This window comes from Pseudomonas sp. Y3 TE3536 (assembly GCF_053629175.1).
Genome location: NZ_JBRJHU010000001.1, coordinates 198,272 through 214,206, shown reverse-complemented (window position 1 = coordinate 214,206; position 15,935 = coordinate 198,272). Strand labels below are relative to the sequence as shown.

Sequence of the window (15,935 nt, the reverse complement as noted above, 5' to 3'; positions counted from 1 at the left end):
GGTCAGGCAACGGCGACGACGTCGAGGATGCGCTGGACCACGCGGTCCTGGTCGATCCCCGCAGCCTCGGCCTCGAACGACAGGATGATGCGGTGGCGCAGCACATCGAACAGCACTGCCTGGATGTCCTCGGGGCTGACGAAGTCGCGCCCGGCCAGCCAGGCGTGCGCACGCGCGCAGCGGTCCAGCGAGATCGAGCCACGCGGGCTGGCGCCGTAGGCGATCCAGTCGGCCAGTTCGGCGTCGAACTTGGCCGGCGTGCGCGTGGCCATGACCAGTTGCACCAGGTATTCCTCCACGGCATCGGCCATGTACAGGCCGAGGATTTCCTTGCGCGCGGCAAAAATGGCCTGCTGGCTGACCCGGCGCTCGGGCTTGGTCTCGCCGCCCAGTGCTTCGCCGCGGGCCTGCAGCAGGATGCGCCGTTCCACCGCAGCGTCGGGGAAGCCGATTTTTACGTGCATCAGGAAGCGGTCGAGCTGGGCTTCGGGCAGCGGGTAGGTACCCTCCTGCTCGATGGGGTTCTGCGTGGCCATGACCAGGAACAGCGGGGACAGGTCGTACGTGCTGCGGCCCACGCTGACCTGGCGCTCGGCCATGGCTTCGAGCAGCGCCGACTGGACTTTGGCCGGGGCGCGGTTGATTTCGTCGGCCAGCACCAGGTTATGGAAGATCGGCCCCTGCTGGAACACGAAGCTGCCGGTTTCCGGGCGGTAGATTTCGGTGCCGGTAATGTCGGCCGGCAGCAGGTCGGGGGTGAACTGGATGCGATGGAACTGCGCCTCGATGCCTTCGGCGAGTTCTTTGATGGCTTTGGTCTTTGCCAGCCCGGGGGCACCTTCGACCAGCATATGGCCGTCGGCCAGAAGCACGATCAACAGCCGCTCGACCAGCTTTTCCTGGCCTAGGATCTGGGTGGAAAGAAAGGTGCGCAGCGCGATCAGCGCTTCACGGTGTTCCATCGGCGACGGTTCCTGGTATTGGGCCGCAGGCGCGCTGGGAACAGCTGCCTCGGCAAGGGGTGATACTTTAATCTATCCGGGGGGGTGGCGACCAATGGCGGCTGGCAAATTTATCCAGGCCGTCGGGCGTGGGCTTGTCGACAAGTCCTGCGCAACCTTCGGCGTCGGCTGATAGTCGGCCGCTGTGCCCTGGCGCTTGCTGATGCTCTTTGAGCAAGCAGGACGCAGGATGATGCAAACCCACCGCAGTACCTTCGATACCCCTGCGCCAACGACTTTGCGCGTTGGCGTGTTCTTTGATGGCACCGGCAACAACCTGGGCAATGCCACGGCGGCGGGCCAGGCTGCTGGGCCGCTGGCAGGTACCAGCTATGGCAATGCCTGGAGCAATGTGGCCTTGCTGCATGCGCTGTACCCAGCCCCCGGCAGCCCTGCGCCGTGCGCGATGGCCTTTCTCAAGCTGTATGTCGAGGGCATCGGCACCACCGCGGGGGCGGCGGACTCCAGTTTTGCCTCGGCCACCGGGCGTGGGCGTACCGGCGTCGAGGCGCGCGTCGCCGACGCCGTGAAAATGATTGCCGACCAGTTGCGCGGCTGGTGCTCGGCGTATCCGCAGTCGCGGCTCGCGCGGGTCGAGCTCGACCTGTTCGGGTTCAGCCGTGGCGCCGCTGCCGCCAGGCACCTGGCCAATGTGCTGTGTGATGATGCGAGCAACCTGTTGGGCACCTCGTGTGCTGTGTGCATCAATTTCATTGGCCTGTTCGACACCGTGGCGGCCATCGTCGCGCCGTTGCAGGGGGACTTCGACCCCGCTGACGCTCGCCACGGCGGCTTGCGCCTGGGCCTGGGCAAGGGCATTGCGCGGCACGTGGTGCAATTGGTGGCCGGTGACGAGCGCCGGCATAACTTCCCGCTGGTGCGCAGCGAGGGAGACATTGTCGTGCCGGGCGTGCACTCGAACATTGGCGGGGGCTACCTGCCGTGCATGCAGGAGCAGGTGCTGCTGTGCAAACCGCAGTCGCAGCGGGTGCCTGTGCGCACAAAAGCCGAATGCACCCGTGCCTACTCGGCGGCCAGCGCCTTGCTGACATCGGCGTTTGCTGAGCTGGGGGAGCCGCGGCCGCGGGTGCTGACCTGGGAGCAGCCGATTGCCGGCGGCAAGCCGGACGAGGCGCAAAAGCAGGTGTATGCGGCGGTTTATCGGGAGAGGGGCGTGGCCGGCCATCTTTCCCGGGTGTACCTGAGCATCATGCGTGAGTTGGCAGTGCGTGGTGGGGTGCCGTTTGCCGAGTTGGGCGGCGATGAAGCCCATCGGCTGCCCGATGACTTGCTGGACATCAGCCGCAAGCTGCATGGCTTTGCCTTGGGTTCCCGCCCTGATGTTGGCCTGACCGAGGACGAGCAGCGCCTGCTGCGCGACAAGTACATCCACACCTCGGCGCACTGGAACCCCGTGAAGGGCCTGCGCAACAGCACGCTGGACGTGCTGTTCGTCAATCGGCCTGGCGAAGCGGGGCGGGTGGAGCATGCAGACCCGATGGGTGATTACGGCTGAGTACGCTTGAACCCAGGGGCGCGCCCGTTCAGCACTGCGTAGGCCAGCAGGCCGATGACCAAGCCCCAGAAGGCCCCGCCGATACCCAACAGGGTGATGTTGGCGGCGGCTGCAAGAAAGGTGATCAGCGCGGCTTCGCGTGACTTCGCGTCAGCCATTGCACTGGCCAGGCTGGTGCCAATGGTGCCCAGCAGCGCAAGGCCGGCGAGGGTGGTGATGAAGGTGGCAGGGAGTGCCATGAACACGCTGGCAAGCGTGACGCCGAATACCCCCACAAGGATGTAGCAGACCCCTGCGGCGATCCCCGCGATCCAGCGTTTGGCCGGGTCCTCATGGGCTTCCTTGCCGGTGCAGATGGCGGCGGTGATGGCCGCGAGGTTGAACGCGTGCGAGCCGAACGGCGCCATGAGCAAGGAGCCCAGGCCGGTGACTGCGACAATCGGGTTGGCGCTGGTCTTGAAGCCGTCGTTGCGCAGCACCAGCATGCCGGGCATGTATTGCCCGGTCAGGGTGATCAGGAACAACGGCAGCGCGACGCTGAGGGCCGCATTGAGGGTAAAGGCCGGGGCAGTGAACACCGGTGTCGCGATTTCCAGCGTGAGTTGCGAAAGGCCGGCCTGCCCCTGGATCAGCAGGTAAGCAAGGCCAAGGACGAGGATGCCTACGACTGCGTAACGGGCAGTAAAACGTTTGAACACCGCGTACGCCACGATGAGCAACCCGGCCAGCACCGGGTCGACCGACAGGCCGGCAAACGCGCCGATGCCGAACTGTAAAAGAATGCCGGCCAGCAGCCCTGCCGCGACCCCGCCAGGGATGATCCGGACCAGCCTTTCGAAGTACCCGGTCAGGCCCAGCACTACGAAGCCGGCAGCGGACAGCAGGTACGCGCCAATGGCCTCGGCATAGGGCACGCTGGCCAGTGCCGTGACCAGAAACGCAGCAGCCGGGGTGGACCAGGCCGTTATCAAGGGTTCACGGCTGTACCAGGACAAGACAAGCCCGGTGATACCAACCCCGATCGACACCGCCCAGACCCATGATGAGGTCAGCGCCGGGCTTAGCCCGGCGACCTTGGCTGCCTGGAACACCAGGATGAACGTGCCGCCGTAGTTGACGATGACCGAAACCAAACCGGCGATGGCGGGGTGCAGGATGTCGGTCAGCCCAAGCGATGCCGATGGGTGTTGAGCAGGCGTTGTCACAAGTGGCCTCCGTGCTTATGTGATTGAGGGGTCCCTCTGCGCGTGTTCGCGCAGAACGATGGTCGCCAGCGTGGCGCACGCCGTGTAGGAGCAGCCTTGTGCTGCGAAGAGGGCCTTAACAGCAGCGACGATTCACGGTGTTTTCACCGGCCTCTTCGCAGCGCAAGGCTGCTCCTACACGGTGCTGCTAGGTGCGGGCAGCTGAAGCGTCCAGCAAGCCTTTCAGGTAGGCACTGCCTTCAGCGTCCAGGGGTTGCAGCGGCAGGCGCGGCGCCCCCACGTCCAGGCCAAGCATTTTCAGCCCGGCCTTGATGGTGGTAGGCAGGCCGCGCTGGGTGATGTACGCCAGCAACGCGTACTGTTGGTAGAACAGTGCCCGTGCTTCAGCCAGCTCGCCCTTCTGCACGGCGTCCCACAACGCCAGGTTCAGTGCGGGGATCAGGTTCGGCGCTGCGGTGCACCAGCCGGCGGCGCCGGCAACCAGGGCTTCCAGGGTGAGCGGGTTGCAGCCGTTGTAGAAGGCCACCTTGCCATCGGTCGCGGTGTACAGGCGGTGCATGCGCTGAATGTCGCCGGTGCTTTCCTTGACCATGGTCACATTGGCCACCTCGCCGAGGATGCGCAGGATCAGCTCCACCGACAGGTCGGTGCCGCTGGTGCCCGGGTTGTTGTACAGCATGATCGGGATGTCGATTGCCGCGCCGACCGCCTTGTAGTGGTCGACTACCTCCGCCTCGGTCAGCTTCCAGTAGGAGATGGGCAGCACCATCACCGCCGTGGCCCCGCACGCCTGGGCCAGGCGGGCGCGCTGCACGGTACGTGCGGTAGTCAGGTCAGAGACGCTGACCACGCTGGGCACGCGGCCAGCGATTTTCTCGAGGCTGTAGCGCACCACCGCTTCCCACTCGGCCTCGGACAGGTAGGCACCTTCGCCCGTGCTGCCCAGCGGGGCGATGGCGTGCACGCCGGCCTGGATCAGGCTGTCGATGGATGTGCCCAGGGCGGCTAGATCGACCGAGCCGTCTGCCGCGAAGGGAGTGATGGTGTAGCCGATGACGCCGCGAATTACAGGTGTAGACATGACCAGGCACCTTTGCCGTTGTTCAGGAAGGGGGACAGCTGCAATCAGCCCAGGCATTCGCCATGGGCACGCAAGGCCCGGCGCGCGTAGTAGCTGAACGCGGCGCCATGGCGTTTTGGCGTGGAAATCCAGTCATGGGCTTCTTTGCCAAGTGCTTCGGGGATGGGGCGGATTTCACCGGCGCCCATGGCCAGCAACTGCATCCTCGCCGCACGTTCGAACAGCAGGGCGAGCACGCAGGCTTCTTCGATCGATCGACCGGCGATCAGCAGGCCATGGTGGGAAAGCAGAATCGCCCGCTTGTCGCCGATGGCACTGGCGATGATCTCGCCTTCTTCGTTGCCCACCGGCACGCCTGGCCATTCCTTGAGGAAGGCGCAATCGTCGAACAGCGGGCAGAGGTCCATGTGCGAGATGGCCAGCGGCACTTCGAGCATCGACAAGGCTGCGCTGTGCAGCGGGTGGGTATGGATGATGCAGTTGACGTCAGGGCGTGCGCGGTACAGCCAGCTGTGGAAGCGGTTGGCGGGGTTGGCCATGCCCTGGCCTTGCAGCACCGTCAGGTCTTCGTCCACGACCAGCAGGTTGGAGGCCGATATCTCGTCGAAGCCCAGGCCAAGCTGTTGCGTGTAATAGGTGCCAGGTTCTGCAGCGCGTGCGGTGATCTGCCCGGCCAGGCCCGAATCGTGGCCGCCGTCGAACAGAATCCGGCAGGTCAGTGCGAGCTTCTGGCGCGGGGTGTAGGTGTTGTCGGCCAGCGCAGTCAGCATTTGCTGTTGGGCACGTTTGACGAGCTGGTCCTTGGGGGTCTGCATGGTCGTAGTCACAGTGGGGTACCTGCACGGGATAAGGGCGATGACGTCCTGGTTGCCGTGGCTGGCTTGAGGACACACGCTGATCTTAATGACACTTTGTGTCATATGCAAGCGAAGTGTCATCGCGCCATGGCTCACCCCATGACGACCTGCGCAGGTATCCCTTACACGTGCTTGGCGGTGGCCTCTTTTTCCAGAATCCTCGCCCCTGCACCGTCCTTGCCCAGCACATCCTCGGGGTTGCGCAGCGGGCAGTCTTCCAGTGACAGGCAGCCGCAGCCAATGCAGTTGTCCAGGCTGTCGCGCAACGCTTCCAAGGTGCGGATGCGTGCGTTCAGGTCTTCTCGCCAGGCCGATGACATCTCGCCCCACTGCGCTGCCGTGAGTTTGCTGTTCGGCGGGTAGCGGCCCAGGGCACGCTTGATGACCTCGAGGGGGATACCCGTGCGCTGGGCCACCTTGATGATGGCAATGGTGCGCAACACCAGCGCGGGGTAACGCCGCTGGTTGCCGGCGGTGCGCGTGCCGGCGATCAGCCCCTTGGATTCGTAGAAGTGCAGGGCGGATACCGCAACGCCACTGCGCTTGGCGACTTCGCCGACAGTCAGCAGCCGCGTGCTGTTGGTGGATGATTTGGCTGTCACACCTGTTGACCTCAAGTTAAGTTGAGCTCTTATAGTCCTGCCCGATCTTTCCTGCAACCACCCCGCTGATCGGAGCAAGGCATGAACAAAAGGATGTTACTGGCCATGACTGTCGCCGCTGTCGGTGCCTTGGTCGGCGCCTACGCATTGACGGGCAGTAGGGTAGCGGCCCAACAGGCCGCGGCGTGGCCGGTCACCAAAGTTGCGCTGGCCACTGCCGAGCCGGTCGACCTGGCGCGGCAACGTTTTGCATCGGGGGAGCTGGAGGCGGTCAATCAGGTGCAGGTCGCGGCCGAGGTGGCAGGGCGCATCACCCACATCGCCTTCGCGTCGGGGCAGGCCGTGCGTGTCGGGCAGTTGCTGGTACAGCTCAACGATGCGCCCGAGCAGGCCCAGCGCGTGCAACTGCGGGCGAAGCTGCGCAATGCCCAGGTCGCGGCGCAGCGGGCCAGTAAGTTGCGCGCGCTGAATGCCGTTTCGCAAGAGCTGCTGGATAACGCGAGCACAGCGGTGGATGTGGCCGCGGGTGAGCTGCAGCATGTCGAAGCGCTGATCGCGCAAAAAGCCATACGCGCACCGTTTGCAGGCAATGTGGGTATCCGCCGTGTTCACCAGGGCCAGTACCTGGGCGCTGGCGAGGCGATTGCCAGCCTGACGGATACACGCCAGTTGCACGTCAATTTTTCCCTCAGCGAACAGGCGGCCCCCGATGTGACTGTCGGGCAGCTACTGGAACTGACCGTCGATGCTGTGCGCGGGCGGGCGTTTCAGGCACGGGTAGTGGCGGTCGACCCGCTGGTCAGCAAGTCACGCCTGGTCCAGGTGCAGGCTGCCCTGCCGAACCTGGATGGGCAGCTGCAGCCGGGCATGTATGCCGGGGTCCGTCTGCCTGCCGCGCAGCCGTCGAGGGTGCTGGCCGTGCCGGAAACGGCGATCACCTACACCGCCTACGGGCAGACGGTGTTCATTGCCAGGCAGGATCAGCAGGGCGTCATCAGCGTCAACCGGGTACCGGTAACGACCGGTGAGCGCTGGCAGGGGCGTGTGGAAGTCACCTCGGGCCTCGCGCCGGGCGACAGGGTGGTGGTTTCCGGCCAGCTGAAATTGAGTGATGGCATGCAGGTCGAGCAGGTCGCAGAAGACAGCCTGCTGGACGTGGCCGGGGGGCAGCAACCGTGAAATTCACCGATACCTTCGTGCGTCGCCCCGTGCTGGCGCTGGTGGTCAGCAGCCTGATCGTGCTGATGGGGCTGTTCGCCCTGGGCAAGTTGCCGGTGCGCCAGTACCCCTTGCTGGAGAGCGCGACGATCACCATCAGTACCGACTACCCCGGCGCCTCCGCCGAACTCATGCAAGGCTTTGTGACCCAGCCGATCAGCCAGGCGGTTTCTTCGGTTGAGGGCGTTGACTTCATGTCGTCATCATCGTTGCAGGGGCGTAGCTTGATTACTCTGCGCATGCTGCTCAACCGAGACTCGACCCAGGCGCTGGCCGAGACCATGGCCAAGGTCAACCAGGTGCGCTACCGCTTGCCCGAGAAAGCCTACGACCCGGTGGTGGAGCTGTCTGCGGGGGATTCCACGGCGGTGGCGTATGTCGGCTTCTCCAGCCAGACCCTGTCCATCCCAGAACTCAGTGACTACCTGTCGCGGGTGGTTGAGCCGCTGCTTTCGGGGATCGACGGCGTGGCCAAGGTGCAGACGTTCGGCGGGCAGAGCCTGGCCATGCGCCTGTGGCTCGACAGCGAGCAGATGGCCGGGCGCGGGGTGACGGCTGCCGACGTCGCACAAGCGGTGCGGGCCAATAATTACCAGGCCACCCCAGGGCAGGTGCGCGGGCAGTTCGTGCTGGCCGATATCCAGGTCGACACCGACATGACCCGCGTCGAGGACTTCCGTGACCTGATCATCCGCAACGACGGCATCGACCTTGTGCGCCTGCGTGATGTGGGCACTGTCGAACTGAGCGCGGCGGCCACCCGCACCAGTGCCACCCTGGATGGCAAACCCGCTGTGCACTTGGGGTTGTTCCCCACACCATCGGGTAACCCACTGGTCATCGTCGACGGCATTCGCGAATTGTTGCCGCAGATCCAGCAAACGCTCCCGCCCGGCGTGAAGGTGGCGCTGGCCTATGAGACTGCGCGTTTCATCGAGGCTTCGATCGAAGAAGTGTTGCGCACGCTGGTGGAAGCGATGCTGATCGTCGTGCTGGTGATCTGGCTGTGCCTGGGGTCACTGCGCAGCGTGGCGATCGCGGTGGTGGCCATTCCGTTGTCGATGCTGGGTGCAGCGGGGTTGATGCTGGCGTTCGGCTTCAGCCTCAACCTGTTGACCTTGCTGGCGATGGTGCTGGCCATCGGCCTGGTGGTGGACGATGCCATCGTGGTGGTGGAGAACGTGCAGCGTCACATCGAAGAAGGGCAAACACCGGTGGCGGCGGCGTTGGCCGGCGCACGCGAAATCGCCGGGCCGGTGATCGCCATGACCCTGACCCTGGCCGCCGTGTACGCGCCCATCGGCTTGATGGGTGGCCTGACCGGCACGTTGTTCCGTGAATTTGCCTTGACCTTGGCGGGGGCGGTGATCGTTTCGGGTGTCGTTGCACTGACCTTGTCGCCGGTGATGAGTTCGTTGCTGCTCAAACCCGGCCAGCAGGATGGGGCCATGGCCCATTTCGCCGAAAGGGTGTTCGCTGCGCTCACAGCGGCCTATGCCCAGGCCTTGGCGTTTACCTTGGCGCGGCGCTGGCTCAGTGCTGGTGTGGCCCTGCTGGTTTGCCTGAGCCTGCCTTGGCTGTACCTGTTGCCACAGCGCGAGCTCGCACCGCCGGAGGACCAGGCGGCCGTGCTGACGGCAATCAAGTCGCCGCAACAGGCGAGCCTGGACTACGTCGAGCGCTTTGCCAGCAAACTCGACCAGGTGATGAAATCGATTCCCGAAACCACCGACACCTGGATCATCAACGGCACCGACGGGACCGCGGCCAGCTTCGCTGGCATCAACCTCAGTGCATGGCAGCAGCGCGAGCGCTCTGCCGCGCAGGTCCAAGCGCAGCTGCAACAGGCGGTCGCGGACATCGAGGGCAGCAGCATTTTCGCCTTCCAGGTGGCGTCGTTGCCAGGTTCCAGTGGTGGCTTGCCGGTACAGATGGTGCTGCGCAGTGCCCAGGATTACCCGGTGCTGTACCAGACCATGGAAGTGCTCAAGCAGCGCGCCCGCGAGAGCGGTTTGTTCAGCGTGGTGGACAGCGACCTGGACTACAACAACCCGGTGGTCAAGGTCAGCATCGACCGCGCCAAGGCCGCCAGCCTGGGGATCAGCATGCAGGACATCGGCGAGTCGCTGGGCGTGCTGGTGGGCGAGCAGTACCTGAACCGCTTTGCCCTGTTCGGCCGCGCCTATGACGTGATCCCGCAAAGCATCCAGGACCAGCGCTTGACCCCGTCGGCCCTGAACCGCCAGTACGTGCGGGCCGAAGATGGCAGCCTGGTGCCGTTGTCCACGGTGGTGCGCCTGGACCTGCAGGTCGCGCCTAACCGCCTTTTGCAATTCGACCAGCAGAACGCAAGCACCCTGCAGGCCATCCCCGCGCCCGGTGTCTCGATGGGCAAGGCGGTGGCATTTCTGCAGCAGCTTGCCGCCGAGCTGCCGCCCGGTTTCAGCCATGATTGGCAATCGGAGTCGCGCCAGTATGTGCAGGAAGGCTTTGCCCTGATGTGGGCCTTTCTTGCTGCCTTGGTGGTGATCTACCTGGTGCTGGCCGCGCAGTATGAAAGCCTTGTGGACCCGCTGATCATCTTGGTGACCGTACCGTTGTCGATGTGCGGTGCGTTGCTGCCGCTGGCGCTGGGCTGGGCTACGTTGAACATCTACACGCAGATTGGCTTGGTCACGCTGATCGGGCTGATCAGCAAGCACGGCATCCTGATGGTGGAGTTCGCCAACGAGATTCAGGTGCGAGACAACCTTGACCGTGCGGCGGCCATTATGCGCGCCGCGCAAATTCGCCTGCGCCCGGTGTTGATGACCACGGCGGCGATGACCTTCGGTGTGATACCGCTGTTATTTGCCAGTGGCGCAGGGGCCAACAGCCGCTTTGGGTTGGGTGTGGTGATCGTCTGCGGCATGTTGATCGGCACGCTGTTCACCTTGTTCGTGCTGCCGGCGATCTACACCTGGCTGGCGCGTGATCACCGGCTGACCACCCTGCGTAAACAGCAACTGGCAGACGCCGAGCGGAGCGTTGGGGTGAGTGTGCCTTGAGTGTTCATGTGGCGCCCCGGTGCCATATACCGCGGCGCCTGCATCGCCGGCAAGCCGGCTCCCACAGGATTCGGGGCTCGCTTGCGATGTTTGTTCTCTGCGTGACAGCCCAGAGGAACAGGCGCGCAAATACCCGGTTAGGCGCGTTCTGGTTTAAGGTGCGCGTAGGCCAAAATGGACTCTCACTGGAAGGACACGACACTGATGGACACTGCTTTTTCACCCGTCGCCGAGCGCCTGCACAATCGCCGATTCGCGGTAGCGAACAATGCACAAGGGCTCTCCGGTGCTGGCACGGTCTTTCATTACGTTGTCGATGGAAACGCCATAACCAGCCACTATCAGGGCGGCAGGATCCGGATTGGCAATCAGGTAGGCCGTGTTACAGGCCCCGACACGATCGAGCTTCTTTTTCAGTGTTTGACCACCGAAGGTGAAATGCTGGCCGGCTGGTCGCGCGGTACGGTGGGGCTCGATCAAGCCGGTCGCACCACGCTGCACTTCGTTTGGGGCTGGTTGTCGGGGGCGACGGGGGGTGGCGAATCCCGCTACGTCGAGCTCGTCGAGTAGCAGCAGCCCCCCTCGCAGCGCTCACTTGCCGCTGATCACCCGGGTCCACAGCCGGGTGCTCAAGCGCATGCCTGCCGGTGACAGGGTCTGGATCGGGAACAGCGTATCCAGCACGGCCTGGGGTGGGTACACCGCCGGGTTGTCACGCAGCGTCGCGTCTACATAGGGTAATGACGCCGCATTGCCATTCGGGTACTTCACCGCGTTGCTGATATGCGCCATGACCTGGGGGTCGAGCAGGTAGTTCAGGTAGGCATAGGCCGCGTCCAAGTGTGGCGCAGCTTTGGGAATCACCACCATGTCCACCGCCACCGTCGAGCCTTCACGGGGAATGCTGTAGCCCAGGTGCACGCCGTTGTTCGCCTGTTGCGCGCTGTTCATCGCTTGCAGCACATCGCCGCTGAAACCGATCGCAACGCAGATGTTGCCGTTGGCCAGGTCGCTGACGTACTTGGATTGGTGGAAGTAGCTGATGGAAGGGCGGATAGCCATCAGCGCCGCCTCGGCTTTTTTCAGGTCTTCAGGGCGCTGGCTGTGGGGGTCGAGCCCCAGCACCTTGAGGGTGATCGGCAACACTTGCGTCGGGTTGTCGAGAAACGCCACGCCACAGGCGCTCAGCTTGCGGATGTTGTCCGGGTTGAACAGCATCTGCCAGGACTGAGTGACATCGGCAGTGCCGAAGATGGCCTTGATCTTGTCGACGTTGTAGCCGATACCCGTGGTCACCCACATGTAGGGGATGGCATGGCGGTTGCCGGGGTCGCTGGTTTCCAGCAACTGCATCAGCTTGGGGTCAAGGTTGTGCCAGTTGGGCAGCTTGCTGCGATCGAGTTCTTGGATGGCACCGGCCTTGATCAGCCTGGGCAGAAAATGGTTGGACGGGCTGACCAGGTCATAGCCGCTGCCGCCGGTCATCAGCTTGGCCTCGGTCGTCTCGTTGCTGTCGATAAGGTCGTAGGTGGGCTGGATGCCTGTGCGGCGGGCGAACTCTGCCAAGGTGTCATCGGCAATGTAGCCGCTCCAGTTGGCGATGTTCACCGATTCGGCGGCCTGGGCCGTCAGGCTGAACAGCGCCGCGGACAGCACGGCCATGCAGGTACGTTTCATCATCTTGCCCTCTGTTGTTGTAAGTGTGCGCAAGTGCTCATGGCGGTCAACGTTCTAGCCGCGCGCGGCGTACTTCCCAGGCCATGCGCAGGGACGCGCCGATATCGAAGAACGGGCGTGGCGGCAGGTAACCGGGTTGGGCCTGGCCAAGCACGTCGCTGAGCAGCGTTGACGACGATGCGCTGGCCATGTCGACCAGCAGCCTGCCCCACAAGGTGCCGCGGGCGACCCCCGAGCCGTTGCAGCCGGCCACGGCATGCAGCCCTTCGTCGATCCGCGCGAAGCACGGCTCGCCAGAACGGGTGCCGCTCAGGTGGCCGGTCCAGGTGTATTCGAGGTCCTTGGCGGACAGCCCGGGGAAGCGCTTTTCCAGGCCTTGCAGATGCTGCTGTCGGCGGGCCTGCAACTGCGCGCCATTGAGGTCGCGCTGGCGGTATTCCACGGTGTTGCGAATCAGCAGCCGTCGGCCTGGCAGCAGGCGCAGGGTAGCGCCGCCCGGCAAGGTCGACAGCACGCCCCAGGTGTGGTCGCCGAACTGGCTTTGCCAACGCGCCTCGGTCAGTGGGCGGGTGATGCTGGCGCTCAGTTCCAGCGGGAAGGTGCCGCTGTGGTGCACGCCCACTCTGGGCAAGAATGCGCCGACGCAGGCCAGCACCTGGGGGGCATTGATCACGCCGGCTTCGGTTTTGGCTTGCCAGCCACGCCCGGCACGGCGCAGGCTCAGTACCGCACTGTGCTCGTACACCTCCACCGCCCTGGGCAGGCTGTCTGCAAGGCCCCGTACATACTTCGCCGGTTGCAGCAAGGCGTTGCCCCCAGCGCAATGGATGGCGCGGGTATAGAAGCCGCTGCCAAGGCGCTGCTGCAGCGCTTGGCCTTCCAGATAGCGTGCTTGGGCGCCTACGGCCTCCAGTGTGTGCATCACGGCCTCGGCCTGCTGCAGGTGCGCGGGTCGATGCACGGCGAAGTGATAGCCACCGTCGTCGTACTCGCAGGCGATGCCCAGCTCGCCAATGCGCTGGCGCACTTCCCGAGCAGCGGCCACGCCAATGCGCGACGCCACTTCAAAACCTGCAAACCCAGGGTTGCCGAGCAGTTCGTTGGGCGAGGGCAGTTCATGGCTGACGGCAAAGCCCGAGTTGCGTGCCGAAGCCCCCTGGGCTACCCGCTGCCGGTCAAGCAGGACGATACGTTGCCCCGGGAAGCGTGCCGCCAGTGTGTGGGCCGCGGCGAGGCCGGTGATGCCACCGCCGATGATCAGCCAGTCGCAGGTGTGCTGGCCTTCGAGGCGCGGGTGCGGGGCAGACTCGCCCGCCAGCGCGATCCATCCACAGCGGTTGTCGATTGCCATCAGCTTCTCCACAATCAATGCGCACGGGTTATCGGTGTTCGTTGTCAGTGCGCGTTCAAGGCTTAATCTACGAGGGCTGTGGCCGTGTTTCTAACGCTAATATTTCATTCAGCTATTCTTGAAACGCATGGATAAAATCTTTCGTGTACCCTCGCTTCATGCCCTTCAGGCGCTCACTCACGTGGCGGACAGCAGCAGCTTCACCGAGGCTGCCCGGCAGTTGCACCTGACCCAGAGTGCGATCAGCCGCCAGATTCAGCAGTTGGAGGAGCATTACGGGGTGGCGCTGTTCGACCGCACCAGCCGCAAGGTGGCGCTGACGGAGCACGGCCGTGATGTCTATGCGGTGGCGTGTGAAACGCTGAACGATCTGCGCGCCCTGGCGCAGCGGCTTTCGCCAGCGCCCGTGGACCGGCCGTTTCGCATTCGCATCTTCGTGTCACTGGCGGTGCGCTGGTTGCTGCCGAGGTTGAGTAGCTTTTATGCGCTGAACCCGGCGTTGTGCCTGTCCATCGAAACGGTTAGCGGGGAGGTGGTGGAAACCAGCGGCGATTGCGATGCCTATGTACTGTATTTGCGAGATGGCCTTGATGATCGGCCGCTGACGGTGTTGTTCGATGAGTACCTGGTCCCGGTCTGCGCGCCGCGCCTGAGCGACGGACAGTTACCGCCACGCTCGCTGGAAACGCTGGGTGATCATGCCTTGATCCATGGCTCGACCGCGCGCCACGAGTGGAACCTGTGGTTGCAAGCGCATCAGGATCGCCCCGAGCGCAGTTACAAACACCTGATGTTCAACCTTGACGACCTGGCGCTGGATGCCGCTGCCCGCGGTTTGGGCGTGGCCATGACGGACCAGGTGCTGGCGCACGACGCCCTGGCCCGGGGGGATTTGATCGTGCCGTTTGGCGAGCCGCTGAAGACTGGCGGCGTGTATGCACTGTGGTTGCGCGATAGCGGGGCGGCGCACCCGGCTTGCACGGCGGTGTTGCAGTGGTTTGAGGCGCAGTTGGAGCGGACACGACAGGCTAACTACGGATTGCAGGGTCGTCAGGGGTGAAAGCTTATGGCTCTGCATGCACCCATAGTCAGGCTATGTAGGTCATTTCCGAAACACGCTCCGATTCCCTTTATCCCGTTGCACGCTGCACGTTGGGAATTTAGTCTCGCGCTTTCCGCGTCGCGTCGCACAGCACATACCACGCATCAGGATGGCGTTTGTGTGTGTTGATTTGCGTGTGATTTTACGCAATATTGTGTGTTGTCGATTCGGGGGAGCCGCTGCATCTCCTCCCGTCTCCCTTTACTCTCTGGAGGCAATGCAGCAAACCGATGGGAGCAAGCATGCGATGGCTGGACTAATGACCAGAGCTGAGCAGGCGGTGTCTGCTACGGCAATGGCTAGAACGTTTGGAGCGCGTTTAAAGGAAGTGACGAGCGGGGATGCAACCCACCTCGTCATTTTCAAGGACAATGAGCCGGCTGCTGTGCTGATAGGTGTTGAGGCCTACCAAGCCATGCAGGACGAGCTCGAAGATCTGCGCGCAGAACGGCTGGCTGCCGAGCGCCTACTCAGCCTGAAAGAGGAAAATAGCGTGAGCCTTGAAGACATGGAGGCTCGCTTCAGGTAGGAACGCGATGATCTGGACTGTCAGGTTTCACCCTGAAGTAGAAAATGACCTTCTGCAGCTTGGGCGCGCGGAGGCACAAAGAGTCCTCAGAGTGGTGCGTGAGCGTATCGCAGGAGGCGAGCCTGACAAGCTAGGCAAGCCCCTTAGGGGCGTGCTGGCGGGTTGCCGCAGAATTCGCACAGGCGATGTGCGCATTGTCTATCGAATTAACGGCACCGAGATCGTTTTGGTTCTCTGCATAGGTGCCAGGCGCGACGATGAAGTGTACGAAGCTGCCTACAAACGTGTGTAAACCCTAAGTCCCGCTTCGGCGGGGTTTAGGGTTTCCTGCTTGGGAAATGACAGCCCTCAAACCTCGCAGACAAACGTCCCCGTCCCCTCAAGAATGTTCTGCAGCGTCTCCTTCACCTCGTCCATGTCGCTCAGGTCGCTGGTCAGGATGATCTCCAGCACTTCATCCCCCCTCAGCGCATCGCGGTCCCCGGCCGCCACTTCGATCAGCAGGCGCTGCGCGCTCAGGGTCACTTTCAGCCCGTCCAGCGTCGACGGCTCGTCATCCAGGGTCAGGTCGACCGTGTCTTCATCCGGGTAACGGGTAAGCAGGAACATCTGACCCTTGTCGCTGTGGCAGCAGAGGGTCGCCATGTTGTCTTCCTCGTCATCGCAAGGGGTGGCGAAGAGCAGGGCGGTGTTGATTTGCATGGACAGGCTCGGGTCAAAGGAAACGGAAGGGAATTCTGACAGTCTTG

Annotated in this window: 15 protein-coding genes; 7 read left to right on the top strand and 8 right to left on the bottom strand. The window is 63.7% G+C overall.

Annotated features, from left to right (window positions below; translation table 11 throughout):
- Positions 1–2 precede the first annotated feature (2 nt).
- Positions 3–962 carry an AAA family ATPase gene (locus tag AB7M33_RS00955; RefSeq protein ID WP_027596692.1) on the bottom strand — a complete coding sequence of 320 codons (960 nt, stop codon included), beginning with the start codon at positions 960–962 and terminating at the stop codon, positions 3–5.
- A 229-nt stretch (positions 963–1,191) separates the two neighbouring features.
- Here AB7M33_RS00955 and AB7M33_RS00950 point away from each other — a divergent pair, with 229 nt between their 5' ends.
- A complete protein-coding gene (locus AB7M33_RS00950; protein ID WP_454242288.1) occupies positions 1,192–2,517 on the top strand; it encodes a T6SS phospholipase effector Tle1-like catalytic domain-containing protein in 1,326 nt (441 codons plus the stop codon).
- Here the strand turns inward: AB7M33_RS00950 and AB7M33_RS00945 are convergent.
- From AB7M33_RS00945 to soxR, 4 genes are all read right to left on the bottom strand, one after another.
- Complete coding sequence (locus AB7M33_RS00945; protein WP_454242287.1) at positions 2,508–3,722, bottom strand: benzoate/H(+) symporter BenE family transporter; 1,215 nt, start codon at positions 3,720–3,722, stop codon at positions 2,508–2,510. The genes AB7M33_RS00950 and AB7M33_RS00945 overlap by 10 nt on opposite strands.
- Before the next feature lie 187 nt (positions 3,723–3,909).
- Positions 3,910–4,803, bottom strand: coding sequence for a dihydrodipicolinate synthase family protein (locus AB7M33_RS00940; protein ID WP_027596689.1), 894 nt, complete (start codon positions 4,801–4,803; stop codon positions 3,910–3,912).
- A 44-nt stretch (positions 4,804–4,847) separates the two neighbouring features.
- Entirely contained in the window at positions 4,848–5,618 is a 771-nt protein-coding gene (locus AB7M33_RS00935) for an aldolase (RefSeq protein WP_189662755.1), read from the bottom strand.
- Between the two features lie 164 nt (positions 5,619–5,782).
- On the bottom strand, positions 5,783–6,229 hold the full coding sequence (gene soxR / locus AB7M33_RS00930) for a redox-sensitive transcriptional activator SoxR (RefSeq protein WP_099430951.1): 447 nt from the start codon (positions 6,227–6,229) through the stop codon (positions 5,783–5,785).
- Between the two features lie 114 nt (positions 6,230–6,343).
- Between soxR and AB7M33_RS00925 the strand changes: the two genes are divergently transcribed.
- The 3 genes from AB7M33_RS00925 (at position 6,344) to AB7M33_RS00915 (ending at position 11,097) form a co-directional block, all read left to right on the top strand.
- On the top strand, positions 6,344–7,441 hold the full coding sequence (locus AB7M33_RS00925) for an efflux RND transporter periplasmic adaptor subunit (RefSeq protein WP_454242286.1): 1,098 nt from the start codon (positions 6,344–6,346) through the stop codon (positions 7,439–7,441).
- On the top strand, positions 7,438–10,527 hold the full coding sequence (locus AB7M33_RS00920; protein WP_454242285.1) for a MexW/MexI family multidrug efflux RND transporter permease subunit: 3,090 nt from the start codon (positions 7,438–7,440) through the stop codon (positions 10,525–10,527). Before AB7M33_RS00925 ends, AB7M33_RS00920 begins: the two co-directional genes overlap by 4 nt.
- Before the next feature lie 204 nt (positions 10,528–10,731).
- Complete coding sequence (locus AB7M33_RS00915; RefSeq protein WP_186682387.1) at positions 10,732–11,097, top strand: hypothetical protein; 366 nt, start codon at positions 10,732–10,734, stop codon at positions 11,095–11,097.
- A 21-nt stretch (positions 11,098–11,118) separates the two neighbouring features.
- On the opposite strand, the gene AB7M33_RS00910 is transcribed toward AB7M33_RS00915, so the two are convergent.
- Positions 11,119–12,207 (bottom strand): polyamine ABC transporter substrate-binding protein, encoded by a 1,089-nt coding sequence (locus AB7M33_RS00910; protein ID WP_454242284.1) that lies wholly within the window; start codon positions 12,205–12,207, stop codon positions 11,119–11,121.
- A 43-nt stretch (positions 12,208–12,250) separates the two neighbouring features.
- Positions 12,251–13,549 carry an NAD(P)/FAD-dependent oxidoreductase gene (locus AB7M33_RS00905; RefSeq protein WP_454244189.1) on the bottom strand — a complete coding sequence of 433 codons (1,299 nt, stop codon included), beginning with the start codon at positions 13,547–13,549 and terminating at the stop codon, positions 12,251–12,253.
- A 133-nt stretch (positions 13,550–13,682) separates the two neighbouring features.
- On the opposite strand from AB7M33_RS00905, the gene AB7M33_RS00900 reads away from it, so the two are divergent.
- The 3 genes from AB7M33_RS00900 to AB7M33_RS00890 all read left to right on the top strand — a co-directional run bounded on the left by AB7M33_RS00900 (position 13,683) and on the right by AB7M33_RS00890 (position 15,478).
- The gene (locus tag AB7M33_RS00900) at positions 13,683–14,615 is read left to right on the top strand and encodes a LysR substrate-binding domain-containing protein (RefSeq protein ID WP_454242283.1); all 933 of its coding nucleotides are present in this window, start codon (positions 13,683–13,685) and stop codon (positions 14,613–14,615) included.
- A gap of 337 nt (positions 14,616–14,952) precedes the next feature.
- Positions 14,953–15,186, top strand: coding sequence for a type II toxin-antitoxin system Phd/YefM family antitoxin (locus AB7M33_RS00895; protein WP_027596682.1), 234 nt, complete (start codon positions 14,953–14,955; stop codon positions 15,184–15,186).
- A 7-nt stretch (positions 15,187–15,193) separates the two neighbouring features.
- Complete coding sequence (locus tag AB7M33_RS00890) at positions 15,194–15,478, top strand: type II toxin-antitoxin system RelE family toxin (protein WP_265969988.1); 285 nt, start codon at positions 15,194–15,196, stop codon at positions 15,476–15,478.
- Positions 15,479–15,534: 56 nt separating this feature from the next.
- On the opposite strand, the gene AB7M33_RS00885 is transcribed toward AB7M33_RS00890, so the two are convergent.
- Positions 15,535–15,888, bottom strand: a complete 354-nt coding sequence (locus AB7M33_RS00885) for a hypothetical protein (RefSeq protein ID WP_454242282.1) — start codon at positions 15,886–15,888, stop codon at positions 15,535–15,537.
- Between the last annotated feature and the right edge of the window lie 47 nt (positions 15,889–15,935).